Raw genomic sequence first — 26,959 nt, 5'->3', positions numbered from 1 at the left:
CGGTAGCGTCCGCCCCATGCGGGGGATCATCCTGGCCGGGGGCACGGGCAGCCGCCTGTTCCCCATCACGCAGGCGGTCAGCAAGCAGCTCATGCCGGTCTACGACAAGCCGATGGTGTACTACCCGCTCTCGACGCTGATGATGGCCGGCGTCCGCGAGGTGCTGGTCATCACCACGCCCGGCGACCAGGCCGCCTTCCGCGCCCTGCTCGGCGACGGCGGCCGGCTCGGGATGCGGATCGAGTACGCCGTGCAGGAGCGGCCCGAGGGGCTGGCGCAGGCCTTCCTCATCGGCGCCGGTTTCGTCGGTGATGAGTCGGTGGCCCTGGTCCTGGGCGACAACATCTTCTACGGCGCGGGCCTCGGGACGGCGCTCGGACGGCTGCCCGACCCCGAGGGCGGGCACGTGTTCGCCTACCACGTCGCCAACCCCCAGGACTACGGCGTCGTGGAGTTCGACGGCTCCGGGAAGGTCCTCTCCATCGAGGAGAAGCCGGCCGCGCCGAAGAGCTCCTACGCCGTGCCGGGGCTGTACTTCTACGAGTCGTCGGTGGTCGAGGTGGCCCGCGGCATCCGGCCCAGCGCCCGGGGGGAGCTCGAGATCACCGCGGTCAACGAGCACTACCTGCGCGAGGGCCGGCTGACCGTCACCGTCCTCGACCGCGGGACGGCGTGGCTGGACACCGGGACCTTCGCCTCGTTGCGTCAGGCGACGGAGTTCGTGTCCGTGGTCGAGGAGCGGCAGGGCCTCAAGATCGGCTGCATCGAGGAGGTCGCCTGGCGGCAGGGCTGGCTCGACGACGACGGCCTGCGCCGCGCGGCCGAGCCGCTGGCCAAGAGCGGCTACGGCGACTACCTGCTCGGCCTGCTGGAGGACGGCCGGATCGCGCGCTAGAGGCGGCGGTAGTTGGTCGGCGCGGTCCGGGGGCCGCGGCGGGGCGGCATGCTCCCGCCGAGGTGCAGCAGGCGCACGACCCGCTGGCGGTGCCCGCGCCACGGCTCGAGCAGCTCCATCATCCCGTCGTCGTCGGTCCTGCGGCCGGCGAGTGACCAGCCCACCAGGTTCTTCAGGTGGTAGTCGCCGTAGCTGACGGTGTCCGGGCAGCCCAGCGTGCGCTGGACGACCTCCGCGGCCGTCCACACGCCGATGCCGGGCACGGTGCGCAGCCGGCGCTGCAGGGTCGGTGAGTCGCAGCCGCCGTCGGGCTCGAGGGCGTGGGCGACCGAGGCGACGTGCAGCAGCGCCCGGCGGCGGGCGCCGTCGAGGCCGCAGCGGTGCCACTCCCAGTCGGTGATCTCGCGCAGGCGCCGCGGGGAGGGCAGCACCCGCATGCCCTCGGGCGCAGGCCCGGGCGCGGGGTCACCGGCCAGCCGCAGCAGCGCCCGCCAGACGCGGTGCGCCTCGACCACGGTGACCTTCTGCTCGAGCACCGCGGGGACGAGCGCGTCCCACGTGCGCCCGGTGCGGCTCAGCCGGAGGTCCGGCGTCCGCCGCGCGATCTCACCGACCAGGCGGTGGTGTCCCGGCTCGAAGCCCTCCGGGTCGTCGTCGGCGCCGAGCCAGCCGGGCACCGCCGTCCCCGCCCACTGCGCACCCGGCCCCCACGCCTGCACCCGCACCTCGCCGCAGCGGGAGGTGATGCGCACGGTGGCCGGGCCGCAGGGGGTGGTCGTCGTCCGCCAGACGGCGTCGCCGTCCCACTGCATCGCCGGGTCCCCCGCGCTGCGCTGGTGCGGCCGCAGCACCGCCCGGAGGTCGACGACCCAGTCGGGCCGCCAGCAGTCGGTGAAGTCGGCACCGTCGAGAGCGGGCGGGGCCGGTGCAGGCGGGGCCGGGGCCGGCGGGGTCGGGGCCGGCAGTGCAGTGGTCACGCGGGGTCTCCGGGGAAGAGGGAGCCGTCGGGTCGGCCGGCGGTCGGGTCAGCGCGGCGCCATGCGCAGGGCGCCGTCCATGCGGATGACCTCGCCGTTGAGGTAGCCGTGCTCGATGATGCCGAGCGCCAGCTGCGCGAAGTCGTCGGGTCGGCCGAGGCGCTTGGGGAACGGGATGCCGTCGGCCAGGGCCGTGCGGGCCTCCTCGGGCAGGCCGCCCAGCAGCGGGGTGTCGACGAGCCCCGGCGCGATGGTGCACACGCGGACGCCGACGGCGGACAGGTCGCGGGCCGCCGGCAGCGTCATGCCCACGATGCCGCCCTTGGAGGCGGCGTAGGCGACCTGGCCGATCTGGCCGTCGTACGCGGCGATCGAGGCGGTGTTGACCACCACGCCGCGCTCGCCGTCCTCCTCCGGCTCGGTGGCGGCCATCGCCGCGGCGGACAGGCGCAGCACGTTGAAGGTGCCGACCAGGTTGACCATCACGGTGCGCAGGAAGGGGTCGAGGTCGTGCGGGGCGTTGCCCCTGCCCACGGTGCGCTGCGCCCAGCCGATGCCGGCGCAGTTGACCGCGATCCGCAGGGGGCGGTCCTTGCCCGTGGCGTCGGCGACCGCGGCGGCCACCTGGCCCTCGTCGGTGACGTCGGTGCGGACGAACGTCGTGTGCCCGCCCAGCTCGGCGGCCAGCGCCTCGCCGCGCTCCTCGTTGAGGTCTAGGACGGTCACCGCGGCACCGCGCGCGGCGAGCGCGCGGGTGGTGGCCTCCCCGAGGCCCGAGGCCCCACCGGACACGACAGCTGCGACGTCGAAGTTCTGCATGAGCGGCATCACACCACGCCCGGCGGCCGTCATCGCCGCGGGTCAGCTGAAGCGCAGGCCGAACCGGCCCTCGACGGCGGCCAGCAGCTGCTTGACCCGCTCGGCGTCGGACACCGGGCACACCATCGTGACGTCGGCGGTGGCCACGACGACGCTGTCCCGGACGCCGACCAGGGCCACCAGGTGCTCCGGGTCGTCGCTGAAGACGATGTTGCCCGCGCTGTCGAGGGTCACCGCCAGCCCGCCCACCGCGTTGCCGTCGGCCGCGGCCAGGGTCTGCGCCAGGGCCGGCCAGGACCCGACGTCGAGCCAGTCGACGTCGAGGTCGGCGACGAGCACCCGGCCCGGCTCGGTGGCCGCGGGCTCGAGGACGGCGTAGTCGACGCTCGTCTTCGGCAGCGCGGGGAACACCTCGGCGAGGACGGCGTCGCGCTGCGGCCCGGGAGGGGCGGCGACGACGCGGTCGAGGCCCTCGGCCGTGGCGGGCAGGTGGTCGGCGAGCGCGTCGAGCACGGTGCGCGCCCGCCAGACGAACATCCCCGAGTTCCACAGGTACTCGCCCGAGGCCAGGTAGCCCTCGGCGGTGGCGCGGTCGGGCTTCTCCTTGAACGCGGCGGCCTCGGCCACCCCGGGCACCCCGGTGGCCGCGCCGCGGCGCACGTAGCCGAAGCCGGTGGCCGGGGCGGTGGGCCGGATGCCGAGGGTGACCAGCGCCCGCGGCCGCGCGGCCAGGGCGTCGAAGGCGGTGGTCAGCGCCGCGGCGAACCGCTCGACCGGCCGGATGACGTGGTCGGCGCTGACGACGGCGAGCTCGGCGTCGGGGTCGGCCTCGGCCACCAGCGCCGCGGCCAGCCCGACGGCGTTGGCGGTGTCGCGGGCGACCGGCTCGAGCACCAGCCGGTCCGGGCGCAGCCGCGGCAGGGCGGCCTGCACCTGCGCGCCGTAGCGGGCGGCGGTGCACACCCAGATCCGCTCGGCGGGGAGCACCGCCTCCAGCCGGGCGAACGCCTCGGCCAGCAGGCTGTGCGCGCCGGCGCCCCCCGCCCCGTCCTCGTCGTCCCGGATGACGTCGAGCAGCTGCTTGGGCCGGGCGGCGCGCGACAGCGGCCACAGCCGCGTGCCCGACCCGCCGGCCATGACCACCGCGTGCCTCATGCCCGTGCCTCCCGGTCGGTCCGCCCGACGCCCTCGGCGCGGCGCTGGAAGCGGGCTCCGGCGGCCACCCGCCCGCTGACGTGGGAGAGGAGCATCCGCGCGCCCAGACCCGCCCGCAGCGCCGTGCGCAGCGGCGCGTGCCGCCGGCCGGGGTACTGGCCGGAGAGGTAGCGCAGCGCGCTGGTGTGGTGCACCCGCTGCATCCGGTGCGGCTCGCGGCGGGTGGCGTGGCCGCCCTCGTGCACGACGACGGCGGTCGGCGCGTACACGTGCAGGTAGCCGGCGCGGCCGAGCCGCTCGGCGAGGTCGACGTCCTCGAAGTACATGAAGTAGCCCGGGTCGAAGCCGCCGACCGCGGCGAACGCCTCGAGGTCGACGAGGAAGCAGGAGCCCGACAGCCAGCCGGCGGTGCGCTCGCGCGGCGCCTCGCGCTCCCGGCGGTAGCGCGCCGTCCACGGGTTGCCCGGCCAGGCCCAGCCGAGCAGCGCGTGCCCCGCGCCGGTGGACAGCCGCGGCAGGTCGCGCGCCGAGGGGTAGAGCTCGCCCTCCGGGGTGCGGATGGCCGGACCGACGGTGGCGGCCCGGGGCCACCGGGCGGCGACGGTGAGCAGCTCGTCGACGGCGCCGGGCTCGAAGCGGACGTCGGGGTTGGCCACCAGGGCGTACCGGCCCGGGGCCCCGGCCAGGCCGGCGTTGACGGCGGCGCCGTAGCCGACGTTGCCCCCGGTGCGCAGCAGACGCACCTGCGGATGGCGCGCGGCGACCTGCTCGGGGACGCCGTCGGTCGAGCCGTTGTCGGCGAGGACGACGTCGACCGCCCGGGTGGTCGCCTCCGCCAGCGAGGTGACGAAGCCCTCGAGTGCCTCCCCCGGCGAGTACGTCACCGCCACCACGCGCAGCGGGAGGACGTCAGGGGAGCCGGGCACGGTGCGACTGTAGGAGGCCCGCCCGGGGCCGGTGCGCGGCGGCGGGGGCGCGGCGGGCCGCGTGTGACCCGTGGGACGTGGGGGACGGTCCCGTCACGAAAAGCCGGGGCGCACCCGTCGAGGGCCTGAGCCCGAGGGTCCCCGCCGGTACAGTCGCCAGGCGTGACCTCAGCGAGACCTGACCTCGTCGTCGTCGGCTCCGGCTTCTTCGGACTGACCGTGGCCGAGCGGGTGGCCAGCCAGCTGGACAAGCGCGTGCTCGTCCTCGACCGACGCGACCACATCGGTGGCAACGCCTACTCCGAGCCCGAGCCGGAGACCGGCATCGAGATCCACCGGTACGGCGCCCACCTGTTCCACACGTCCAACGAGCGGGTGTGGCGGTACGTCAACCAGTTCACCGAGTTCACCGGCTACCAGCACAAGGTGTACTCGATCTACTCCGGCAAGACGTACTCCCTGCCGATCAACCTGGCCACCATCTGCCAGTACTTCGACAGGAGCTACTCCCCCTCCGAGGCGCGTGCGCTCGTGGCCGAGCAGGCCGGCGAGATCGAGACCGCCGACGCGCAGAACCTCGAGGAGAAGGCGATCTCCCTGATCGGCCGGCCTCTCTACGAGGCCTTCATCCGCGGCTACACCAAGAAGCAGTGGCAGACCGACCCCACCGAGCTGCCCGCCGCGGTCATCGCCCGCCTCCCGGTGCGCTACACGTTCGACAACCGGTACTTCAACGACACCCACGAGGGTCTGCCGAAGGACGGCTACACCGCGTGGCTGCAGAAGATGGCCGACCACCCGAACATCGAGGTGCGGCTGTCGACGGACTACTTCGACGTCCGCGACGAGCTGCCGGCCGACGTGCCGACGGTCTTCACCGGCCCGATCGACAAGTACTTCGACTACGAGGCCGGTGAGCTCGGCTGGCGCACGCTGGACTTCGAGACCGAGGTCCTGCCGATCGGTGACTTCCAGGGCACCTCGGTCATGAACTACGCCGACGAGGACGTGCCCTTCACCCGGATCCACGAGTTCCGGCACTTCCACCCCGAGCGCGACTACCCGGCCGACAAGACCGTGGTGGTGCGGGAGTACTCGCGCTTCGCCGAGACCGGCGACGAGCCGTACTACCCGATCAACACCCCCGAGGACCGCGCGAAGCTCGAGCGCTACCGCGAGCTGGCCAAGAACGAGGCCGCGGAGAAGCGCGTGCTCTTCGGCGGCCGGCTGGGCACCTACAAGTACCTGGACATGCACATGGCGATCGGGTCGGCGCTGAGCATGTTCGACAACCGCATCCGCCCCTTCTTCGACGAGGGCGGCTCGCTCGACGGCCGCCTGGAGGACTGACTCCCCCATGACGACGACACAGCAGCCCGCCTCCGTGTCCCCGGAGCGCGTGAGCGAGCCGGCCGCCACGGACCTCGTGCCGGACAAGGCCATCACGCTGTTGCAGCGGGTGATCCTCCCCCGGCCCGGCGACCCGCTGAAGGTCCGGTCGCTCTACCTCGACGAGAGGTCGACCAAGCGGGCCAAGTCCGCCACGCGAGCCGACGCCACGGTCGCCGCAGGCAACGAGGTCTCGTTCGCGACCTACTTCAACGCCTTCCCGGCGAGCTACTGGCGCCGCTGGACGGTCCTCAAGAGCGTCGTCCTCGGGATGACCCTCTCCGGCCCCGGCCGGATCGACGTCTACCGCTCCAAGGCCGACGGCAGCATCATCCACGTCACCGGCGCGACCACGACCGGCGAGGACCGCCGGCTGGAGTTCGAGCTGGACCTGACGCCGTTCGAGGACGGCGGCTGGTACTGGTTCGACCTCACGGCCGACGACGCGCCCCTCACCGTGCGCGACGCGTCGTGGTCGGCCGCGCAGGCGCCGGCCCGCGAGACGCGGCTGTCCATCGGCATCTGCACCTTCAACCGTCCGGACGACTGCGTGGCCGCGCTCCAGGCGCTGGCCGGTGACGACGTGGTCCGCGAGCAGATCTCCACGGTCATCGTGGCCGACCAGGGCAACAAGAAGGTCCGCGACGCCGCGGGGTTCGCCGCGGCCGAGTCCGGGCTGGAGGGTCGGCTCCGGCTGGTCGAGCAGGGCAACCTGGGAGGCAGCGGTGGCTTCTCCCGGACGATGTACGAGATGGTGACGGCGACCGACGCCACCCACCACCTGCTGCTCGACGACGACGTGCTCATCGAGCCGGACAGCATCGCCCGGGTCTTCGCCTTCGCCCGCTTCACGAAGAAGCCGATGATCGTCGGCGGGCAGATGCTCGCGCTGCAGGACCGCTCGGTGCTGCACACCATGGGTGAGGTCGTGGCCCCGGACAAGTTCTTCTGGCGGGCCGCGCCCAACACCCAGTACGCGCACGACTTCGCCAGGAGCAGCCTGCGCAACTCGCCGCAGCTGCACCGCCGGATCGACGTCGACTACACCGGTTGGTGGATGTGCCTCATCCCGCGTGAGGCCCTGGAGTCGCTCGGCTTCGCGCTGCCGGTGTTCATCAAGTGGGACGACGCGGAGTACGGCATCCGCGCCGGCGAGAACGGCTTCCCGACGGCGACACTGCCCGGCGTCGCGGTCTGGCACCTGTCCTGGAGCGACAAGGACGACACGGCCGGGTGGCAGGCGTACTTCCACACGCGCAACCGGCTGGTCGCGGCGGCCCTGCACACCCAGTACAAGCACGGCGGCACGCTGCTCAGGGACACGTTCAAGTTCGACCTGAAGTTCCTGATCATGCTGCAGTACGCGACAGCCGCCCTCCACCACCGGGCGTACGACGACTTCCTGGCCGGGCCGGAACGTCTCTTCCCGCTCCTCCCGACGGCGCTGCCCACCGCGCTGGAGCACCAGGGCGACTACCCCGACGGCCGGGTCGTGTCCTCCTCCTCGGACCTGCCCCTGCCCTCGATGGGAGCGGTCAAGGCGGAGAAGTTCATGAAGCCGCCGACGAAGCCGTGGACCATCGGCCGCACGCTGCTGGCGGCGCTGGTGCACAACCTGCGTCCCCCGAAGCCGGAGTCGACCGACCGGCCGGACCTGAACATCAGCGCGCAGGACGCGCGGTGGTTCCTGCTGTCGCGGCTCGACAGCGCGACCGTGGGCACGGCGGACGGCCGCGGCGTCACCTTCCGCCGCCGTGAGCCGCAGACCTTCTGGAGGATGCTGCGGCACTCGATCCGGGTGCACGCGAAGCTCTACCGGGAGTTCCCCGCCCTGGCCGAGCAGTACCGTGCCCACCTCGAGGAGCTCACCTCCGCGGAGAGCTGGGGCAAGACGTTCGCCGGGGACGCCACCCGCTGACGTCCGCACGCACGCAGAGGGCCCCGCACCGTTCGGTGCGGGGCCCTCTGCGTGCGGGCGTGCTGGGTGTCGGTGAGGGGACGAGACGGCCCCGGCACCGGTCGGTCAGGGCCGGGTGAGGCGCTCACGCCGGCCGGCGCGGGTCAGCCGCAGCCACTCGCGCCAGCCGGCGCGGTCGCGACGGGAGACCAGGAAGAACCAGCCGAAGCGGATCGTCTCCAGCGGCCGCAGCCAGCGCATGCCCGGCTGGGCCATGAGGTAGCCGCGGTTGCGGTAGGTGAAGTACCGCTTCACCTCGTCGGCCGGGTACTGCGCGGACAGGCGCCCGCCGAGGATGGGCGCGAACTCCGTCGTCCCCTCCGGGTGCAGGTAGGCCGCCCGCGGGCAGGTGCCGAACCGCAGGTCCGCCCGCAGCATGCGGCGGTGGATCTCCGTCTCGTCGCCGCGGAAGAAGAGCCGGTAGTCCGGGACGCCGACGACGTCGAGCGCCTCGGCCCGGAAGAGGGCTCCGTTGAACAGCGAGGCGTAGTTCGGCAGCAGGTCCAGACCGTCGAAGTCGCTCCGGCGGCGGCGCCAGGTCAGGCCGCGGCGCAGCGGGAAGGCCAGCCGGTCGGGGTCGGCGAGGTCGGTGACCAGGGGGCTGACCTCGGCCAGCCCGTGCCGCTCGGCGGCGTCGAGGAGGGTGGCGAGCACCGTCTCGTCGGCGGGCCGGCCGTCGTCGTCGGCGCACCACACCCAGTCCGCGCCCATGGCGAGGGCGTGCAGCATGCCGTAGGCGAAGCCGCCGGCGCCGCCGAGGTTGCGCCAGCTGGGCAGGTGGGTGGCCGGCAGGCCGCTGGCCGCGACGACGTCGGCAGCCGACTGGTCGGGTCCGTTGTCCACGACGACGACGTGGTCGACGCGGCGATCCTGCGCGGCGATCGCGGCCAGGCTCTCGGCGAGCAGCTCCCGCCGGTGCCGGGTGACGACGACGGCGACGACGCACTCCCCCGTCCCCGGCGTCGCGGCGGCACCCGTCGATGCGGCCGTCGCCGTCACGCGGTCTGGCCCTTGTAGGCGCGCAGCACCTCGTTGAGCTCGCCCTGCTGCTTGATCTGCCCGTGCTCCATCCAGATCGCGGTGTCACACAGCTCGCGGAGGAACTCGTCGGAGTGTGACGCGAAGACCAGCAAGCCCGAGCGCTCGACTAGTGAGACCAGCCGCTGCTTGGACTTCTCGAGGAACGCCGCGTCCACCGCGCCGATCCCCTCGTCGAGCAGCAGGATCTCCGGGTCGATGCTGGTCACCACGCCGAGCGCGAGACGCACCCGCATGCCGGTGGAGTAGGTGCGCAGGGGCATGCGGAGGAAGTCCCCCAGCTCGGTGAAGTCGGCGATGTCGTCGACCCGCTGCTCCATCTGCTTGCGGGTCATCCCGAGGAACAGACCGCGGATCATGATGTTCTCGAGGCCGGAGATCTCGGGGTCCATGCCGACGCCGAGGTCGAACACCGGCGCGACCCGGCCGCGCACCTCGGCGACGCCCCGGGTCGGCTCGTAGATGCCCGACAGCAGCCGCAGCAGGGTGGACTTGCCGGCGCCGTTGTGGCCGACCAGCCCGACGCGGGCCCCGTGCTCGAGGCTGACGGTGATGTCGCGCAGCGCCTCGATGACCGGCACCTTGGCGCCGCTGTCGATGTTGCCGCCCACGAGACCCATGACGGTCTTCTTCAGCGACCGGCTCTTGGCGTCGAAGATCGGGAAGTCGACGCATGCGTCCTTGGTCGCGATGCTGACCGGACCGTTGCTGCTCTCGGACACGTTCACACCCAGTAGGAGACGCGGGACCGGTAGCGGCGCAGCACGAGCATCGTGAACGCCCACCCGACCACCGTGATGGCGAGGACGACCACCCAGTACCGCATCTGCTGGTCCTGGCCCAGCAGGGGTCGGCGGATGATCTCCAGGAAGTGCAGGAAGGGGTTGAACTCGGCCAGCCGGGCCCGCTCGGCGATCGCGGGGTTCGGGCTGTTGACGAGCTCGTCGTAGATCCACACGATCGGCGTGAGGAAGAACGCCAGCTGCACGACGCTCTGCGTGATCGGCAGGATGTCGCGGAAGCGCGCGGTGATGACGCCGACGGCGAGGGCCACCCAGGCGCCGTTGATGGCGAGGACCAGGAAGGCCGGGATCGCGTAGACCACCGTCCACTTCAGCGGCTGCGGGAAGACCAGCAGCATGACGAGGTAGACGACCATGTTGTGGGCGAAGAAGAGCGTCTGCCGCCACACCAGGCGGTAGACGTGCACCGACAGCGGCGCGGGCAGGTGCTTGATCAGCCCCTCGTTCGCGATGAACACCTCCGAGCCCTCGGTGATGCAGCCGCTGATGAAGGCCCAGACGATGAACCCGACGAGGACGTGGGGCAGCAGCCGCTCCAGCGGGATGTCGAACAGCCCCGAGTAGAGGATCCCGAGCGCGATGGCGGTGACCGCCATGCTGATGGTGATCCAGACGGGGCCGAGGACCGAGCGCCGGTACCGCTGGCGGATGTCCTGCCAGCCCAGGTGCCCCCACAGCGCCCGCTGCTCCCAGCCTCGCCGGAGATCCGCGACAGCCGCGTGGAGCGTGCGTCCCGCTGGTTGTGCAAGTGCCACGGCGAGCCACGCTACCTGCCGCGCCCCACGCTCCGCCGGAGCGCGAGAGACTGCCGCGCTCCGGCGGATGGGTGGGACGGGAGGGGTCACCGGGACAGCGATCCGCCCTGGAAGTCGACCCGCTGCAGACCGTTGTGGGCGTAGGTGTCCGACACGGGGTAGCCGTAGGACGACGTCGTGCCCCCGGCGTCCAGGTAGGCGCTGTTGACGGCGGTCCGCACCCAGTGGGCACCGGTCGCCGCCGACGAGTAGACCGACCCGCCCTGGAAGTCCACGACGGAGCCGGCACCCCCCGGCGCCACCGTCTCGTCGGTGGTCGGGAGGCCCAGGACGCCGGTCGCGCCCCCGGCGCGCTGCCACGCCGTGAGGACGTCGCCCCGCAGGACGTGGGCTCCCGTGGCCTGCGACCAGGCGATGTCGCCGTTCCGGAACCCGGTGACCGTGCCACCCGTCCCGGGGACGGCGGCGGTGTCGCGGGTGGGGTAGCCCAGCGGCGACGCCGGCCCACCCAGCTCCCGGTACCGCTCCAGGGCCGGTCCGCGCACCGTGCGCATGGACGTCGCCTGCGACCAGTAGATGGACCCGCCCTGGAAGTCGCTGACGTAGCCGCCGTCGGGCAGCGCCTGCTCGTCCGCCGTCGGGTAGCCCAGCACCCCGGTCGCACCGCCGGCCTGCTGCCACGACCAGAGGATCCCGCCGCGCACGAAGTGCGCGCCGGTGGCCTGCGACCAGGCGAGGTCGCCGCCCTGGAAGCCGGTGACCGAGCCCCCGGGACCGGCAGCGGCGGTGTCGCGGGTGGGGTAGCCCAGCAGCGACGCCGGCCCACCCAGCTCCCGGTACCGCTCCAGGGCCGGTCCGCGCACGATGCGCATGGACGTCGCCTGCGACCAGTAGATGGACCCGCCCTGGAAGTCGCTGACGTAGCCGCCGTCGGGCAGCGCCTGCTCGTCCGCCGTGGGAGCACCGAGGAACCCGCCCGACGCCCCGACGTTCTGCCAGTACCAGAGGATCCCGCCGCGCACGAAGTGCGCGCCGGTGGCCTGCGACCAGACCACGTCGCCGCCCTGGAAGTTGGAGTAGTACACCCCGGACGCGAACCGGTCCCGGCCCTCCTCCCCCACGGGGTAGCCGAGGAAGGCCGGGCCGCCGGCCTCGCGGTACTTGGCCAGGATCGCCCCGCGCACCGCGCGCGCCCCGGTCGCCTGCGACCAGTAGATCGATCCCCGCTGGAAGTCGGTCACCGCGCCGCCGCCGGCCGCGCCGACGTGGTCACCGGTGGGCAGACCCAGGTAGCCGCCCGCGGCGCCCACCGCCTGCCAGGCCCGCAGGATCGCCCCACGCACCACGTGCGCACCGGTGGCCTGCGACCACACGACGTCGCCGTCCTGGAAGTTGGAGTAGTACACCCCCGGCGCGTTGCGGTCCTGCCCCTCCTCCGCGACCGGGTACCCCAGCGCGGCCGGGCCGCCGGCCTCGCGGTACTTGGCCAGGATCGCCCCGCGCACCGCGCGCGCCCCGGTCGCCTGCGACCAGTAGATCGATCCCCGCTGGAAGTCGGTCACCGCGCCGCCGCCGGCCGCGCCGACGTGGTCACCGGTGGGCAGACCCAGGTAGCCGCCCGCGGCGCCCACCGCCTGCCAGGCCCGCAGGATCGCCCCACGCACCACGTGCGCACCGGTGGCCTGCGACCACACGACGTCGCCGTCCTGGAAGTTGGAGTAGTACACCCCCGGCGCGTTGCGGTCCTGCCCCTCCTCCGCGACCGGGTACCCCAGCGCGGCCGGGCCGCCGGCCTCGCGGTACTTGGCCAGGATCGCCCCGCGCACCGCGCGCGCCCCGGTCGCCTGCGACCAGTAGATCGATCCCCGCTGGAAGTCGGTCACCGCGCCGCCGCCGGCCGCGCCGACGTGGTCACCGGTGGGCAGACCCAGGTAGCCGCCCGCGGCGCCCACCGCCTGCCAGGCCCGCAGGATCGCCCCACGCACCACGTGCGCACCGGTGGCCTGCGACCACACGACGTCGCCGTCCTGGAAGTTGGAGTAGTACACCCCCGACGCGTTGCGGTCCTGCCCCTCCTCGGCCACCGGGTAGCCCATGTACGCGGGTCCGCCCATCGCGTAGTACTTGGCCAGGATCGCCCCGCGCACCGCGTGCGCCCCGGTCGCCTGCGACCAGTAGATGTCGCCGTACGTGTACCGCTGACGGCACCCGCCGTTCGGCTGGTCGCACCAGACGTCGTTCAGGGCCGGCCCGAGGTCGACCCCCGCCGCCTTCAGGGCGACGTTCCGCTCCCAGATGGCGGCGGCGCCGGCGGACTGGGGTGAACCGAACCAGTCGACGAAGTAGTTGTAGAAGTTCCGGTTCCCGTAGGCGGAGCAGGCATCGCCCTTGCCGTAGCCGGCGGCCAGCGCAGCGCTGTTCGGCACGTACGGCGTGTAGTTGTAGAGCCCCGCCGTGGCCTGGTTCTCGATGTAGACCGAGGCGCGGCCGCAGTCACGGTCCATGTGGTTGAACCGCGTGGGGTCCGCGGGAGCCACCTGGTAGCCGATCGAGTTCGTCCGCCCCGCGACGTAGCCGTAGCGGGTCGGGTTGGCCCGGTAGTTCTTGAACTGGCGGGCGGCCATGTAGACCTGGTTGTAGAAGCCGTTGTAGGTGGCGTCGCAGCCGGCCGGCGTGTCAGGGCACCCGTACCCCATCGCCTTGCGCAGCTGGTCGTACGTCGGCGTGGCCGCGCTGATGAGCCCCTGCTCCTTCTGGAGCATGACCAGCAGGACCTGCGGGTTGATCCCGCACGCCTGGCCCACCTTGTAGACGATCGTCGCGGCCGTCTCCTGCGCGGCGCCGGCGTAGGCGCCGCACCGGCTGTCCCCCGATCGGCTCCAGGTGTCCATCCGGTAGGACCGCAGCCCCGAGCCGTTCCGCTCGAGGAAGGACTGGATCGACTGCACCGACATCGTCGAGGAGTCGTAGAAGGCCCCGTCGGAGATGATGTTGCCCGGGTTGAAACGGCTCAGGTCGGCCACCGTCTCGAGGTCGGTGGAGGACTCGGTCGGCGCGCTGGCACCGATGCCGACCGCCACCGCGCACACGAAGAGCCCGACGAGGACCAGCCGCAGGCGCCGCATCACGGGACCACCACCGTGAACTCCGGGGACGCGCCCTCGGCGGTGCCCGAGCGGTAGCTGAGGACCGCCGACCAGTTCCCCGCCGCCAGGTCCCCACCCGGGATGCTCACCTGGCCGCAGCTGGTGGTCCGGACGTCGGCGACGGACTCGGACGTCCCCGCGACGACGACGCCGCCCCGGCTCAGCGTGAGGGTGCAGGTGCCGCCGGGTTCGATCAGGCCGTCGATGAAGCCGCCGGTGACGACTGAGGAACTCGACTCGTCCCACCCGCTGTAGGTCGTCGAGACGGTGACGCTGCGGGGCCCGGACGCGCCGGCGTCCCCACCACCCGGTGCACCGGCGCCGCCGTCGTCCGGGGCGCCGGCCGCCGGCGTGGAGGTCGCCGCCGTGGAGGTCGCCGTGACGGGAGCGGCCACGCCTCCGCTGTCGGCCGAGCCGTCGTAGGGAGGGTCGGTCGCCGTGGCGCCGGCGGCTCCCGACCCCGCTGCCGGCGCCCCTGCGGCGTCGGTGCCGTCGGGCGCGCGCAGCGCGTACACGAGCAGGCACGCACCGGCCAGCAGGACCAACCCGAGGGTCAGCACGAACGGCCGCCACGAGCGGCCGGAGGATCGAGACATCGGAGTACTCCCAGGAGACCGACGAAGAGCCGGCCGAACGGCGTCAGACCGGGACAGCACCGCTCGCGCTGGTGCGCGACCGGCGGTCGTTCCCGCGCGAGGTTACTGAGGGTCCATCGCCCGTGACGGGCAGCGACTCACCTGCCGTGACGAATGAGACGGGTGGTCCTCCCGAGGAGCCGCTCGGGCGCCGCGCGCCTCCCCCCGTCTCCGGGAGTCGGCCCGCGGGGCCCGCAGCGGGCCCCGCCGGGACGTGGCAGGTGCGGCCCGTGTGGCGGACGGGAGGGGACGGGCGGGAGGTGTCAGGCGGGCAGCAGGCGCGTCGAGACGGAGCGTTCCGCCGTGTCGCGGGCCTGGCAGAGGTCGACCCCGCCCCTAACCTCGTCCGTGTGAGTCGAGACCGCAACGAGCACGGCGCCGCCGCGGGCCGGCCGCTCCCGGCACGACTGGATCCGCGCGCCGGCGCCCCTGCCCGCTCGCGGAACCGCGGCGCCCCGGCCGACGAGGCCGGGCACCGCGCCCCTCGCGAGTCGCGCCGCCGCACCGGCCGCGCCGCCGTCGTCGCCCGCAGCGTGGCCGCCGTCCTGTCGGTGCTCCTGCTGGGTGCGAGCGGCTGGGGCTGGTACCTCGGGCGGGTGGCCGAGGCGACGGTCAACCGGACCGACGCGATCCCGACCGCGGGCAACTCGGAGTCCGGCGACGCGGCCGAGGCGATGAACCTGCTGCTGGTCGGGAACGACAGCCGCGCCGACCTGACCCCCGAGCAGCTCGCCGAGCTCAACGCCGGCACCGACTCCGGGGTCAACACCGACACGATGATCCTGGTGCACGTCCCGGCCGACGGGTCGCGCGCCTCGTTCGTCTCCTTCCCCCGCGACTCCTACGTCGAGATCCCGGGGTACGGCATGGACAAGCTCAACGCCGCCTACGCCTACGGCTACAGCGAGGTCGACGACGCCGCACCCGAGGCCGACAAGCAGGCCGGCGGCGCCCAGCTGCTCGTGCAGACGATCAGCCAGCTGAGCGGCCTGCAGATCGACCACTACGCCGAGGTCGACCTGCTCGGCTTCTTCAACCTCACCAACGTCGTGGGCGGCATCGAGGTCAACCTCTGCGCGGCGGTCGACGACTCCCGGTACTCGGGCGCGGTGTTCCCCGCGGGGCCGCAGACCATCGCCGGGGCCGACGCGCTGAAGTTCGTCCGCCAGCGGCACGGTCTCCCCCGCGTCGACCTGGACCGGATCGTCCGCCAGCAGGTCTTCATCGGCGGGGTCCTGCGCAAGCTGCTCTCGCAGGACGTCCTGCTCGACCTGGGCAAGCAGCGCGAGCTCATCCAGGCGGCGTCCGAGTCGCTCACCATCGACCGGGACCTCGACCTGCTCGACCTCGCCCAGCAGATGCAGTCGGTGACCCCGGACAGCATCCAGTTCCAGACCGTGCCGATCGTCGACCCCGACGGCCGCGACGAGAACGACCGGTCGATCGTGGAGCTGGCCGACGAGGACACGCTGCACGACTTCTTCGCCGAGCTGTCCGCCGAGCCCGAGGCACCCGCCTCCGAGGCCCCGGCCGCGCCGGCCACGGTCGCGCCGTCCGAGGTCTCGGTGGAGGTCTACAACGGGTCGGGCATCTCCGGTCTCGCCGCCGAGGCGAGGGACCAGCTCGAGGCCGCCGGCTTCACCGTCACCAGCACCGGGAACGCGTCGAGCAACGACTTCGAGCAGACGACGATCCGCCACGCCGCGGGCGACGAGGCGCTGGCCGCCACGCTGGCGACGCAGATCCCCGGCGCCGTCACCGAGGTCAGCGAGGACCCCGCCACGGGCACGGTCCAGCTGGTCCTGGGCTCGGACTTCAACGGCATCGGCCAGGCGACCACACCGCCGGCGCCGTCCACGGACACCGCGGCGGAGCCACCGCGGACCGCGGCCGACACCAGCTGCATCAACTGACCTGGCCTGCGCTCGGGCCCCCTCCCCTCCGGGAGGGGGCCCGAGTCGTCTCCGGGGGTCTGCACAGCCGTCCCGGCGCGGCCGTCGGGGCGTGCGGACCGGGGCCGCGGTGGGTCCTGCGGCCGGCCCGGCCGGGACCCGGCCGGGCCGGCCTCCCGAGCAGGCGGCCCCGCACCCGGGGCCCGCCCTTGCGCCCGCAGGAACGCCTCCAGCCGGCCCGTCGGGTGGGTCCCGAGCCCGCACGTGGCGGCCGAGGACGCCGGGGAGCCGTCCTGCCCGCGGTCGGTCGAGCCGCCCCTGCCCGACCGGTTGGACGTCGGCACGGCCGCGTGCGGACGCGTGACGCTCGGGACGCCACCGTCGGGGTCCCAGGACGGGCCCGACCGCCACGAGGCCCGACCGGTGCACGGCGGGGTGCCGGAGGACACGCCGCGGATCGGCGGACGCAGGCGACCCGGTCGCCGGTGGGCACTCCTCGGACGCCGGCGGCGTCCTCGTCGACGAGCGAGCCGAGCCGAGCGCACGGGCGCCGTGGCCGGGCGTCACGTCCCGGGCAGGCCGGCTCGGCTCGACGCCGGGGCGGGTCCGGGCACCCGGGGACACGACAGCGCCCCGCCCGGCAGGTGCCGGACGGGGCGCTGGGACCGCGGGGGGATCAGCGGGTGTAGATGCCGATCCCGACGAGCGCGGCCCAGAGCAGACCGAGCACGAGCAGGACGCGGTCGCCGAGGACGATCTCCTCGGGAGCGCCGGCGGCACCCTTGTCGACGTCGCGGGCGTACCGCAGGAACGCCATCACGAACGGCGCGATGGAGATCGTCGACCACGGGACGTCGCCGTCCTGGGTCCGCCCCATCTCGAAGGCCCACAGGCAGTAGGCGGTGCAGGCGACGCCGGCCGAGAGGCTCCAGACGAAGCGCAGGTAGCTCGCCGAGTACTCCTGCAGGGTCTTGCGGGTGGCCGCGGCGTCACCGAGGACGACCAGCTCCGAGTACCGCTTGCCGGCGACCATGAACAGCGACCCGAAGGCAGCCACGAGCAGGAACCACTGGGAGAGCGCCAGGCCGGCGGCGACACCACCGGCGATGCCCCGCAGCAGGAAGCCCGAGGCCACGACCGCGAGGTCGATGACGGGCTGGTTCTTGAGGAACAGGCAGTACGCGAGCTGGATCACCACGTAGGCGCCCAGCACCCCCGCCAGCGCCGGGCGGGTCAGCAGGACGGCGGCAGTGAGTGCCACGGCGAACAGCACCACGGCCAGGGCGACCGCCAGCCACCGCGGGATGATCCCCGCGGCGATCGGGCGGAACCGCTTGCGGGGGTGCCGCCGGTCCTCCAGGACGTCGATCGTGTCGTTGACGAGGTACACCGCCGACGACGCGAGACAGAACAGCACGAAGGCGACCGCCGTCGGGCCGAGCACCTCGGGCCGGTGCACCACACCGGCTGCCATCGGCGCGGCCAGCACCAGGACGTTCTTCACCCACTGGCGCGGCCGCACCGACCGCACCAGCGCCCAGGCGAAGGTGCCGCGCCAGCCGGGCAGCCGCGGCGGCAGCGGCGGGTCGTCGAGACGCCGCCCGGGACGGGACTCCGCTGCACCGGCCGCGGGCACGGAGGGCTCCGGCGACGCGTCGGCCGGGCGCGGGTGCGGGGACAGGGTCACGGTCATGCCTTCCAGCCTTCGGTACGGGTCAGGCGACGCCGGACCACGGAGCCGACCCCGGCGCCGAGCAGGGCTCCGGTGACGACGTCGGACGGATAGTGGACACCCAGCAGGACCCGCGAGACGAGCATGAGTCCCGTGACCGCGCTCATGGCGGGACGGCCGACCATCGGGCCGAAGCCGACGGCCGCCGCAGCGGTCGAGCAACTGTGCGCGCTGGGGAAGGACAACCGGCTCGGCGTCCCCACGAGCGCCGGGATGTCGGCGAAGGCGGGGCGCTCGCGGCGCACGACGCGCTTCACGACGACACCGGCGGCGTGCGCGGCCAGCACGCCGGCGGCACCGGCGGCCCACTCGTCCCGGCGCCGGCCGGTGAGCCAGCCGGCAGCGCCCACGGCCAGCCAGCCCAGTGCGTGCTCGCCGAAGTGGGACAGGGCCTGGGCGACGGGCACGGCAGGTGTCCCGCCCAGACGCCGACGGGTGGCACGGAGGAGGTGGGCGTCCAGACGGGCCAGACTGTCCACGGGGATCGCGGTCATCGGGGATCGACTGTAGGGGGCTGCCGACCGCCCGCGGGGGAGGCGCGAGCCGGACTGTCCCGTCACGGTGTCACTCTCGTCGCGTGCCTCCCACACGACCCACCAGCCCGTCCGACCTGCTCGCCGCCGCCCTGCGCCGCGACGCCGCTGCGCCTCTGGTCACCGCCTACGACGACGCGACCGGTGAGCGGGTGGAGCTGTCGGCCACCACCCTGGCCAACTGGGTGGCCAAGACGGCGAACCTGCTGCAGGACGAGTTCGACGTCGGCCCGGGCAGCACCGTGGCGCTCGCGCTGCCGGTGCACTGGCAGACGGCCGCGGTGCTGCTCGGGGTGTGGAGCTGCGGCGCCACCGTGCTCGACACCGCCGCCGAGGACGACGGCCGTCTCGACGCCGCCGACGTCGTCCTGGCCGCCCAGGACCGGCTGGCCCCGCTGGAGGAGCAGGACCTGCCCGACCTGCTGGGACTCTCGCTGCACCCGCTGGGCCTCGGCATGACCGGCTACCGCGGCCCCGCCCGCGACTTCGCCCTCGAGGTCCGCGGGCACGGCGACGTCTTCTCCCCCTACGCACCGCCGGACCCGGCCACGCCCGGCCTGCTCGCCGGCGGCCTCGAGCTCACCCTCGGCGGGCTGGTCGCCGCGGCCACCGAGCTGGCCGGGCGGCTCGGCATCGCCGAGGGCGACCGGGTGCTCGTCGACGACACAGCCGCCGCCGAGGCCGGGCCGGTCGCCTGGCTGCTCGCGCCGCTGGCGGCCGGCGCCTCCATCGTGCTGTGCCGGCACGCCGACCCCGCGGCCCTGGGCGGCCGGGCGGCGGCCGAGCGGGTCACCGCTACGCTCGGCGTCCGGATCGAGGGCTTCCGCGAGCTGGGCCGTCCCGCCTGAGGGACGTGCACCGCCGCGCCGGGGAAACGGTGGTCGACGGATGGACAAGGTCGTGGCGAGCGCCCGGGAGGCGGTGTCCGACGTCGGCGACGGCGCGGTGCTCGCCGTCGGCGGGTTCGGGCTGTGCGGCGTGCCGATCGCGCTGATCGACGCGCTGCTCGAGCAGGGCACCAGCGGGCTGACGACGATCTCGAACAACTGCGGGGTCGACGACCAGGCGCTGGGCGTGCTGCTCTACGCCGGCCGGATCCGCCGCACGATCAGCTCGTTCGTGGGCGGCAACAAGGAGCTCGCGCGGCTGTACCTCTCCGGCGAGCTGGAGGTCGAGCTCACGCCGCAGGGCACGCTGGCCGAGCGGCTGCGCGCCGGCGGGGCCGGCATCCCCGCCTTCTACACGCCCACCGGCGTGGGCACGATGGTCGCCGACGGCGGCATCCCGGTGCGCTACGACGCCGACGGCACCGTCGTCGAGACCAGCGCACCGAAGGAGACCCGCGTCTTCGACGGCACCGAGTACGTGCTCGAGACCGCGCTGACCGCCGACTTCGGCCTGGTCCGCGCCGCGGTCGGCGACCGGCACGGCAACCTGGTCTTCCACGAGTCGGCCATGAACTTCAACCCGCTGGCCGGGATGGCCGGGCGGGTCACGATCGCCGAGGTCGAGGAGCTCGTCGAGCCCGGCGAGATCCGTCCCGAGCACGTGCACCTGCCCGGGGTCTTCGTCGACCGGGTGGTCCTCGTCGGCCCCGAGGGCAAGAAGATCGAGCGGCGCACCACGCGCCCACGGCCGACCACTGCCGAGCAGTCCGCCGCACCGCTGGCCGCAGCCGGCGAGGAAGCCACGGAGGAGCAGGCCCGATGACCCTCACCCGCGACCAGCTCGCCGCCCGCGTCGCCCAGGAGCTCGAGGACGGCGCCTACGTCAACCTCGGCATCGGCATGCCCACGCTGGTGCCCAACCACGTGCCCGACGGCGTGCACGTGGTCCTGCACTCGGAGAACGGCGTCCTCGGCGTCGGGCCCTACCCCTACGAGGGCGACGAGGACCCCGACCTCATCAACGCCGGCAAGGAGACCGTCACGATCCTGCCCGGCGCCAGCTTCTTCGACTCCGCGATGAGCTTCGGGATGATCCGCGGCAAGCACCTGGACCTCGCCATCCTCGGCGCGATGCAGGTCAACCCCCGCGGGGACCTCGCCAACTGGCTCATCCCCGGGAAGATGGTCAACGGCATGGGCGGGGCGATGGACCTCGTCCACGGCGCCCGCCGCGTGGTGATCATGATGGAGCACGTGGCCCGCGACGGGTCGCCGAAGCTGGTCGAGGAGTGCTCGCTGCCGCTGACCGGCAAGGCCTGCGTCGACCGGGTCGTCACCGACCTCGCCGTCGTCGACGTGACGCCCGAGGGCTTCGTGCTGCGTGAGGTCGCGCCCGGCGTGACCGCCGACGAGGTGGCCGAGAAGACCGGCGCCCCGCTGAGCGTGCCCGCCGACGTCCCGACCATGGCGCTGCCCGCCACGGTCTGACCGCGGCACCGCTCCCCCGGTGACGTTCTCGGTCGTCGCCCACGACCCGGACACCGGGGAGATGGGCATCGCCGTCTCCTCCTGCATCCTCGCCGTCGGCCGGGCGGTGCCCAGCGCCCGGCCGGGCGTCGGCGTCGTCGCGGTGCAGGCCCGCAGCCCACGGGGCACGGGGCACGTGCTGCTGTCCGGGCTGGCCGAGGGCACGGCGCCGGCGGTGCTGGTGCGCCGGGCCGCGCACGCCGCCGAGGACCAGGACCGGCAGATCGCGGTGGTCGACGCCGGCGGTGCGGTCGCCGCGGACACCGGTCCGGGCTCGTTCCCGGTCAGCGGTCACCTGCTCGGCGCGGGCTGGAGCGTGCAGGGCAACATGCTCACCTCGCCGGAGGTGCTGCCGGCGATGGCGCAGGCCTACGAGGCAGCCCGCGGCGGCCTGGCCGACCGGCTGCTGGCCGCCCTGAGCGCGGGCCAGGACGCCGGCGGCGACCTGCGCGGCCGGCAGTCCGCGGCGCTGCTCGTGGTCAGCGGCGAGCCGGCCACCGAGGAGGACGACGGCGTGCGGACGGACCTGCGGGTCGACGACTCCGGCGATCCCGTCGCCCAGTTGCGGATGCTGCGCAACCTGCAGCGCGCCTACGACGAGCGCGACTACGAGACCCTCGCCCTCTTCGCCCCCGAGGGCGCCCGCGACCTCTACGCCGCGCTGGCCGCCTCCCGGCGGGGCGACCGGGCGGCCGCGCGGGAGGCGCTCGAGGCGGTGCGCGCGCGGCCCGGCTGGTCGGCCTGGCTGGCCTCGATGGCCGGCGACTCGCGCCTGTCGGCGGTCTCCCGCCTGCTGGGCTGACGGGACAGCTCCCCCTCCTCCGCCTCGCGCGGCGGGCCGGACCGCACGACCGCGCCCCCCACCGCCACGGGGCGATGGGGGGCGCGGTCGTCGATCACCGGCAGGTCAGGGCTTCTCCCAGCCCCAGCGGGTGACCCGCTCGGGGTCGAGCGTGTACGCGACGTCCACGTACGGGTTCTGCACCGAGTAGGCCTGGAACGACGTCGGCTCGGGGTGCGTCGGCGCCACCGCGTCCAGCTTGGTCAGCGACGAGGACCGGATCGTCGGGTACATCAGCCCACCGCGTCCGCGGGTGAAGATGTTGTCCCCCAGACCCGAGAGGCCCGGCGTGCCCGAGGCGAACACATAGTCGCTCTGCTCGGTGATCCCGAACACGGTCTCCGGGAGGTCGGCGCAGGGGAACAGGAACGAGAACTGCCAGGCGACCGCCAGCGTGGCATCGGCCGGGATGGTCCGCTCCAGGGACTCGACGCGGGCCTGCAGCGGCGCGCTGACGGCCAGCCAGCCGCCGGGGGCCGAGCCACCGTCGGCGGCCAGCAGGCGGACGACGTCGGGACGCTCGCCGGCGGGCGGGACCAGCCGGATCTGCCGCCAGTAGGTGCTGTCGATGCCGTCGTCGACCGACTGCTCGGCGACCGGGCTGATGGTCGAGCCGGACCGGGTGCCCCACTCGACGGCGAGCTCGTTGTCGAAGCCGAGGCGTCCGGAGACGAGGACCAGCATCTCCTCACCGTCCTCGGCCGGCGGCACCGTGAACCAGTCGCTGGTCATCTCGCCCTGGTTGGCCTCGCCACCCAGCTCCGGGTAGCTGCCCCACACGGTGGGTGCACCCGTCGCCGCGTCCGGCGGCGGGGAGGTCGGGTGGTAGCCGTCCGCGCCGAAACCGGTCGCCGTGGCGCCCTCGCTGGAGGCCACCGGCAGCTCCGTGGCGGTGTCCATGGCCGGTGCGCTGAAGGCGTGCTGGGCACCGCAGTTGCGGGCCAGCGGGTCCTGCACCGTGTCGGCCCACGGCGAGTAGCCGTCCCAGGTGCGCACCGTCGCCAGACCGAACCCGCCCACCAGGTAGGCGAAGCCGGCGACGAGGAAGACGACCGTCACGGCCGGGAAGGTGCGTCCGGCGATCCGGCCCCAGCTGCGCCGGTCCCGGCGGGTGGTCAGGGTGACCACCGCGGCAGTCAGCAGCAGCACGACGAGCCAGACAACCGGGCTGTCCAGCGACACCCCGCCGATGAACGGCGAGACGACGGTGTGCGGCAGCCCCATCAGCCAGGAGTAGGCCCAGGTGTTCGGTCCGTGCATCGCCAGGGCGAAGGCCAGCACCAGCGACACGGCGGCGAGCACCACGCCGGGCGCGATGGTCCGGCGGCCACGCTGGGCGGCCACCGCCACCCGCACCCCGTGGACCAGGACGGCGGTCACGAACACGGTGCTCAGGCCGGACACCGCGCCGAAGTGGTGGGTCCACTTGCTGGGCGCGATCCAGAACATGAGCAGCGACAGGCCGTAGGACCAGCCGGCGAGCGCGACGAGCGGGGGCCACGCCCGCTTCACGCGGCCGCCGGAGCTGAGCTGGAGCACCACGAACCAGAGGAGGCAGACGATGCTGAGCAGCACCGTGATGCGCTTCGCGTAGGCCCCCATCGGGCCGTCGCTGAGCAGGAACTGGTACCGCAGCCACTCGTCGTACCACTCGGCGTTGGGGTTGACGTCGAAGATCTCACCGCTGCGCTTGAAGTCGTTGAGCGAGCCGTCGAGGAACCCGGGGATGGCGGCCAGGGCCGCCGGGGCGATGACGCCGGCGGCGCGGGCGAGGGTCCGCCAGAGGCTCGAGGAGCGCACCAGCCGCCAGATCTGCGGGATGCTCAGCAGCCAGGGTGTCAGCGCCACCAGGCCGGTGGGGTGACAGGTGACCGCGATGCCGGCGATGAGCAACGCGACGGCGAACCAGGCCAGGCTGTCCCGGCGGCGGGCGACGACGACCGCGCCGAACACCAGCACGGCCAGCAGCGCGACGATCGACTCCGGCCGCACACCGAGGCAGTAGGGCAGCCATGCCATGGCGAAGACCAGCGCGGCCACGGCGGTCGCCGTGAAGCGCTGCATCCGGGACCGGAGCCGGGGCAGGCCGATCGAGTTGAGCAGCGCGCGGGCGACGGCCCAGGTCAGCAGCCCGGCGACGAGTGACGGGATGCGCAGCAGCACCGGGGCGTGCCCGAGCTGGTCCCAGTAGCCGAGCAGTTGGTAGAACCAGGTGAACGGCGTGTAGCCCTGGTTGTAGAGCTGGTAGTAGTTGCCGACGTACCCGTTGTCCATGGAGGCCCGGGCCATGGCGGCGTAGTAGCCGTCGTCGTCGGTCATCGGGGCGATGAACAGCCACACCAGCAGCAGCGCGACGACGCCGGCGTCGACGATCGACAGGTGGCGGTACCACGGCAGCCGGCCGGTGTCGGGTCGTACCGCGCCCGGTCGCAGTGCCCGGCGCCGCCGGTCCCAGCGCGTCAGCAGCACGAGGCAGGCGATCGCCGAGACCAGCAGGATCGCGGTGAGGACCCACTTGACCGCGGTCGGGCTGGTCGAGAACTGGTCGTCGACGCGGATGCTCACCGACAGGTCGTCGGCCGACCCGCCCGGCAGCCCGGTGAAGGAGGTGGCGAGCACGTCCACGTCGGGCAGCGCGCGGCCGAGCTGCGCGACCTCCTGGCCGTCCAGCGACAGCCGGGTGGAGTCCCCGTCCATGGTCAGCGCGTACTCACAGGCCCCGGAGGACAGCGGGCCGCGGTAGATCTCGGTGCCGTTGCTGCGCACCAGGACCGAGCCGTCCTCGACGCGGACCTGGAGACCGTTGTCCTCGGTGGGGCGGTTGGGGAGCACGGTCGACAGCAGCCGCCCGTCGCCGCCGGCCACGCTGTCCAGCGCGGCGCAGCTGAAGCGGACGTCGACGGCCAGCGGCTGCTCGGCCGTCAGCTGCAGCGAGGTCGACACCGGCTGCGTGGGGTCCTGCGGCCAGGACACCGTGGGCATGCTCATCGACACCGGCGCCAGCGGCAGGGCCGCAGCGCAGAAGAGCGCGATCAGTGCGGTGACGAGGATCGCCAGCTCGGTACCGATCCGCCCGCGCCGGCCGCCTGCCCGCTCAGGGCGCTCGTCGCCGGGGTCGAGTCTCTGCCGTTCGATGACCGAAGGTGCTCCCACGGGACGCCAGTGAACACGTTCCGGCGCATGATCGGTCGGAGCGACGAGCCGGTCCGTCACATCTCACTAGTCCCGCCCCACGTGTCACACGGTCACGTGCGGGCACGGTCGGCCCCGGCCAGCCTCCCACCACGGCGACGCCGGAGGTGGGAGGCCGCTCCGTCCGGGCGTCAGCGGAGCAGCGAGCGGGCGATGACCATCCGCTGGATCTGGTTGGTCCCCTCGTAGATCTGGGTGATCTTGGCGTCGCGCATCATCCGCTCGACCGGGAAGTCCTGCGTGTAGCCGGCCCCACCGAAGAGCTGGACGGCGTCGGTGGTGACCTTCATCGCGACGTCGGAGGCGAAGGCCTTGGCGGCGGCGCACAGCCGGCCGAGGTCGGGGTCGGCCTTGCCGCCGTCGTGGGCGGCCTCGCCGCGGGCGGCGGCCACGTAGACCAGGTGCCGGGCGGCCTCGATCTGCATGGCCATGTCGGCGAGCATGAACTGCACGCCCTGGAAGTCGCTGACCGCCGTGCCGAACTGCCGGCGCTCGCGGGTGTACTCGACCGCGGCGTCGAGCGCGCCCTGGGCGACGCCCACGGCCTGCGCGCCGATGGTCGGGCGGGTGAAGTCCAGCGTCCGCAGCGCGGTCTTGAAGCCGGTGCCGGGCTCGCCGATGACCCGGTCGGCCGGGATGGTGCAGTCGGTGAGGTAGAGCTCGCAGGTGGGCGAGCCCTTGATGCCCATCTTCCGCTCCTTCGGGCCCACCGCGAAGCCCGGGTCGTCGCGGTGGACGACGAAGGCGGAGATGCCGTTGGCCCGCTTCTCGGGGTCGGTGACGGCCATGACCGTGTACCACTCCGAGACGCCGGAGTTGGTGATCCAGGCCTTGGTGCCGTCGAGCACCCAGCTGTCGCCCTCGCGGCGGGCGCGGGTCTTCATGGCGGCGGCGTCGGAGCCGGCCTCCCGCTCGGAGAGCCCGTAGCTGATCATCGCCCGGCCCTCGGCGATCGACGGGAGCACCCTCTGCTTCAGGTCCTCGGACGCCGACAGGATGATCGGCATCGAGCCCAGCTTGTTGACCGCCGGGATGAGCGACGCCGAGACGTCGACCCGGGCGACCTCCTCGATGACGATGCACGTGGCGATCGCGTCGGCACCCTCGCCGCCGTAGCTCTCGGGGATGTGCGTGGCGTGGAACCCGGCCGCCGTCAGCGCCTTCTGCGCCTCGACCGGGAACCGCGAGTCGGCGTCGACCTCGGCCGCGTACGGCGCGATCTCCCGCTCGGCGATGTCGCGGACCGCGGCCCGGATCGCGTCGTGCTCCTCGGTCAGCTGGTACAGCCCGCTCGTACTCACGGGTAGATGCTAGGACGTCCCAGCAGTTCCGGAGGTGTCGCTCCCGTCACCGGCCAGTCGGGCGCGCAGCGCCGCGTCGCGGGCGACGACGGAGTCGGCCAGGTCGGCCTGGAAGCGCTCGACCGCGGCCCGCAGCACCGGGTCGCCGGCGGCCAGGACGCGGACGGCGAGCAGCCCCGCGTTGCGGCCGCCGCCGATCGACACCGTGGCCACCGGCACGCCGGCGGGCATCTGCACGATCGACAGCAGGCTGTCGAGGCCGTCGAGCCGGTCCAGCGGGCGGGGGACGCCGATCACCGGCAGCGGCGTGGCCGCGGCGAGCATGCCCGGCAGGTGCGCCGCTCCCCCGGCCCCGGCGACGAGCACCCGCAGTCCGCGCCCGGCCGCCGCCGTGGCGTAGTCGAGCATCCGCTGCGGCGTCCGGTGCGCCGACAGCACGTGCACCTCGTACGGGACGCCGAACTCCGCGAGGGCCCGCGCGGCCGGCTCCATCGTGGGCCAGTCGGAGTCGCTGCCCATGACGATGCCGACGAGGGGCGTGCCGACCAGTGGGTCCACG

Annotated in this window: 22 protein-coding genes; 8 read left to right on the top strand and 14 right to left on the bottom strand. The window is 73.7% G+C overall.

Annotated elements, in window-relative coordinates; translation table 11 throughout:
* Positions 1 to 16 precede the first annotated feature (16 nt).
* Entirely contained in the window at positions 17 to 895 is an 879-nt protein-coding gene (rfbA, locus tag JD79_RS10400; protein ID WP_110005451.1) for a glucose-1-phosphate thymidylyltransferase RfbA, read from the top strand.
* On the opposite strand, the gene JD79_RS10395 is transcribed toward rfbA, so the two are convergent.
* The 4 genes from JD79_RS10395 to JD79_RS10380 are packed head-to-tail and all read right to left on the bottom strand — an operon-like array spanning position 892 to position 4,772.
* Positions 892 to 1,872 (bottom strand): DNA-3-methyladenine glycosylase family protein, encoded by a 981-nt coding sequence (locus JD79_RS10395; RefSeq protein WP_170149055.1) that lies wholly within the window; start codon positions 1,870 to 1,872, stop codon positions 892 to 894. The genes rfbA and JD79_RS10395 overlap by 4 nt on opposite strands.
* Before the next feature lie 48 nt (positions 1,873 to 1,920).
* Positions 1,921 to 2,691: an SDR family NAD(P)-dependent oxidoreductase gene (locus JD79_RS10390; protein ID WP_110007606.1), complete on the bottom strand. Its 771-nt coding sequence runs from the start codon at positions 2,689 to 2,691 to the stop codon at positions 1,921 to 1,923.
* 42 nt (positions 2,692 to 2,733) lie between these two features.
* The gene (locus tag JD79_RS10385; RefSeq protein WP_110005450.1) at positions 2,734 to 3,846 is read right to left on the bottom strand and encodes a mannose-1-phosphate guanylyltransferase; all 1,113 of its coding nucleotides are present in this window, start codon (positions 3,844 to 3,846) and stop codon (positions 2,734 to 2,736) included.
* Positions 3,843 to 4,772, bottom strand: a complete 930-nt coding sequence (locus JD79_RS10380; protein ID WP_110005449.1) for a glycosyltransferase family 2 protein — start codon at positions 4,770 to 4,772, stop codon at positions 3,843 to 3,845. Before JD79_RS10380 ends, JD79_RS10385 begins: the two co-directional genes overlap by 4 nt.
* 162 nt (positions 4,773 to 4,934) lie before the next feature.
* Between JD79_RS10380 and glf the strand changes: the two genes are divergently transcribed.
* Entirely contained in the window at positions 4,935 to 6,122 is a 1,188-nt protein-coding gene (glf, locus tag JD79_RS10375; RefSeq protein ID WP_110005448.1) for a UDP-galactopyranose mutase, read from the top strand.
* A 7-nt stretch (positions 6,123 to 6,129) separates the two neighbouring features.
* Positions 6,130 to 8,079 (top strand): glycosyltransferase, encoded by a 1,950-nt coding sequence (locus JD79_RS10370; protein ID WP_110005447.1) that lies wholly within the window; start codon positions 6,130 to 6,132, stop codon positions 8,077 to 8,079.
* A gap of 105 nt (positions 8,080 to 8,184) precedes the next feature.
* Here the strand turns inward: JD79_RS10370 and glfT1 are convergent, their stop codons facing one another.
* The 5 genes from glfT1 to JD79_RS10345 all read right to left on the bottom strand — a co-directional run bounded on the left by glfT1 (position 8,185) and on the right by JD79_RS10345 (position 14,456).
* On the bottom strand, positions 8,185 to 9,117 hold the full coding sequence (gene glfT1, locus JD79_RS10365; protein WP_110005446.1) for a galactofuranosyltransferase GlfT1: 933 nt from the start codon (positions 9,115 to 9,117) through the stop codon (positions 8,185 to 8,187).
* A complete protein-coding gene (wzt, locus tag JD79_RS10360; RefSeq protein WP_110007605.1) occupies positions 9,114 to 9,878 on the bottom strand; it encodes a galactan export ABC transporter ATP-binding subunit Wzt/RfbE in 765 nt (254 codons plus the stop codon). The genes glfT1 and wzt overlap by 4 nt, the downstream gene beginning before the upstream one ends.
* Before the next feature lie 2 nt (positions 9,879 to 9,880).
* On the bottom strand, positions 9,881 to 10,714 hold the full coding sequence (wzm, locus tag JD79_RS10355; protein WP_110005445.1) for a galactan export ABC transporter permease subunit Wzm/RfbD: 834 nt from the start codon (positions 10,712 to 10,714) through the stop codon (positions 9,881 to 9,883).
* 86 nt (positions 10,715 to 10,800) lie between these two features.
* Complete coding sequence (locus JD79_RS10350; protein ID WP_245900329.1) at positions 10,801 to 13,839, bottom strand: hypothetical protein; 3,039 nt, start codon at positions 13,837 to 13,839, stop codon at positions 10,801 to 10,803.
* Positions 13,839 to 14,456 (bottom strand): hypothetical protein, encoded by a 618-nt coding sequence (locus JD79_RS10345; RefSeq protein ID WP_146220420.1) that lies wholly within the window; start codon positions 14,454 to 14,456, stop codon positions 13,839 to 13,841. The genes JD79_RS10350 and JD79_RS10345 overlap by 1 nt, the downstream gene beginning before the upstream one ends.
* A 389-nt stretch (positions 14,457 to 14,845) precedes the next feature.
* Here JD79_RS10345 and JD79_RS10340 point away from each other — a divergent pair, with 389 nt between their 5' ends.
* Entirely contained in the window at positions 14,846 to 16,408 is a 1,563-nt protein-coding gene (locus tag JD79_RS10340; RefSeq protein ID WP_110005442.1) for an LCP family protein, read from the top strand.
* A gap of 655 nt (positions 16,409 to 17,063) precedes the next feature.
* Here the strand turns inward: JD79_RS10340 and JD79_RS10335 are convergent.
* Together JD79_RS10335 and JD79_RS10330 are read right to left on the bottom strand one after the other, a co-directional pair.
* Positions 17,064 to 18,080, bottom strand: coding sequence for a decaprenyl-phosphate phosphoribosyltransferase (locus JD79_RS10335; protein ID WP_110005441.1), 1,017 nt, complete (start codon positions 18,078 to 18,080; stop codon positions 17,064 to 17,066).
* The gene (locus tag JD79_RS10330) at positions 18,077 to 18,526 is read right to left on the bottom strand and encodes a phosphatase PAP2 family protein (protein WP_245899991.1); all 450 of its coding nucleotides are present in this window, start codon (positions 18,524 to 18,526) and stop codon (positions 18,077 to 18,079) included. Before JD79_RS10330 ends, JD79_RS10335 begins: the two co-directional genes overlap by 4 nt.
* A 170-nt stretch (positions 18,527 to 18,696) precedes the next feature.
* On the opposite strand from JD79_RS10330, the gene JD79_RS10325 reads away from it, so the two are divergent.
* Genes JD79_RS10325 through JD79_RS10310 form a run of 4 tightly spaced genes read left to right on the top strand, consistent with a single transcriptional unit; the run spans position 18,697 to position 21,868 of the window.
* Positions 18,697 to 19,500 (top strand): TIGR03089 family protein, encoded by an 804-nt coding sequence (locus tag JD79_RS10325; protein WP_110005439.1) that lies wholly within the window; start codon positions 18,697 to 18,699, stop codon positions 19,498 to 19,500.
* 40 nt (positions 19,501 to 19,540) lie between these two features.
* Positions 19,541 to 20,362, top strand: coding sequence for a CoA transferase subunit A (locus JD79_RS10320; protein WP_110005438.1), 822 nt, complete (start codon positions 19,541 to 19,543; stop codon positions 20,360 to 20,362).
* Entirely contained in the window at positions 20,359 to 21,027 is a 669-nt protein-coding gene (locus JD79_RS10315; protein ID WP_110005437.1) for a CoA transferase subunit B, read from the top strand. Before JD79_RS10320 ends, JD79_RS10315 begins: the two co-directional genes overlap by 4 nt.
* 19 nt (positions 21,028 to 21,046) lie before the next feature.
* A complete protein-coding gene (locus JD79_RS10310; RefSeq protein WP_110005436.1) occupies positions 21,047 to 21,868 on the top strand; it encodes a DUF1028 domain-containing protein in 822 nt (273 codons plus the stop codon).
* A gap of 105 nt (positions 21,869 to 21,973) precedes the next feature.
* On the opposite strand, the gene JD79_RS10305 is transcribed toward JD79_RS10310, so the two are convergent.
* From JD79_RS10305 to purE, 3 genes are all read right to left on the bottom strand, one after another.
* Positions 21,974 to 25,060, bottom strand: coding sequence for an arabinosyltransferase domain-containing protein (locus JD79_RS10305; RefSeq protein WP_170149172.1), 3,087 nt, complete (start codon positions 25,058 to 25,060; stop codon positions 21,974 to 21,976).
* 170 nt (positions 25,061 to 25,230) lie between these two features.
* On the bottom strand, positions 25,231 to 26,400 hold the full coding sequence (locus JD79_RS10300; RefSeq protein ID WP_110005434.1) for an acyl-CoA dehydrogenase family protein: 1,170 nt from the start codon (positions 26,398 to 26,400) through the stop codon (positions 25,231 to 25,233).
* A 9-nt stretch (positions 26,401 to 26,409) separates the two neighbouring features.
* A complete protein-coding gene (gene purE, locus JD79_RS10295; RefSeq protein WP_245899990.1) occupies positions 26,410 to 26,958 on the bottom strand; it encodes a 5-(carboxyamino)imidazole ribonucleotide mutase in 549 nt (182 codons plus the stop codon).
* Between the last annotated feature and the right edge of the window lies 1 nt (position 26,959).

It is taken from the genome of Geodermatophilus normandii (genome assembly GCF_003182485.1).
Lineage (GTDB): Bacteria > Actinomycetota > Actinomycetes > Mycobacteriales > Geodermatophilaceae > Geodermatophilus > Geodermatophilus normandii.
This window is presented reverse-complemented; position numbering and strand designations above follow the sequence as displayed.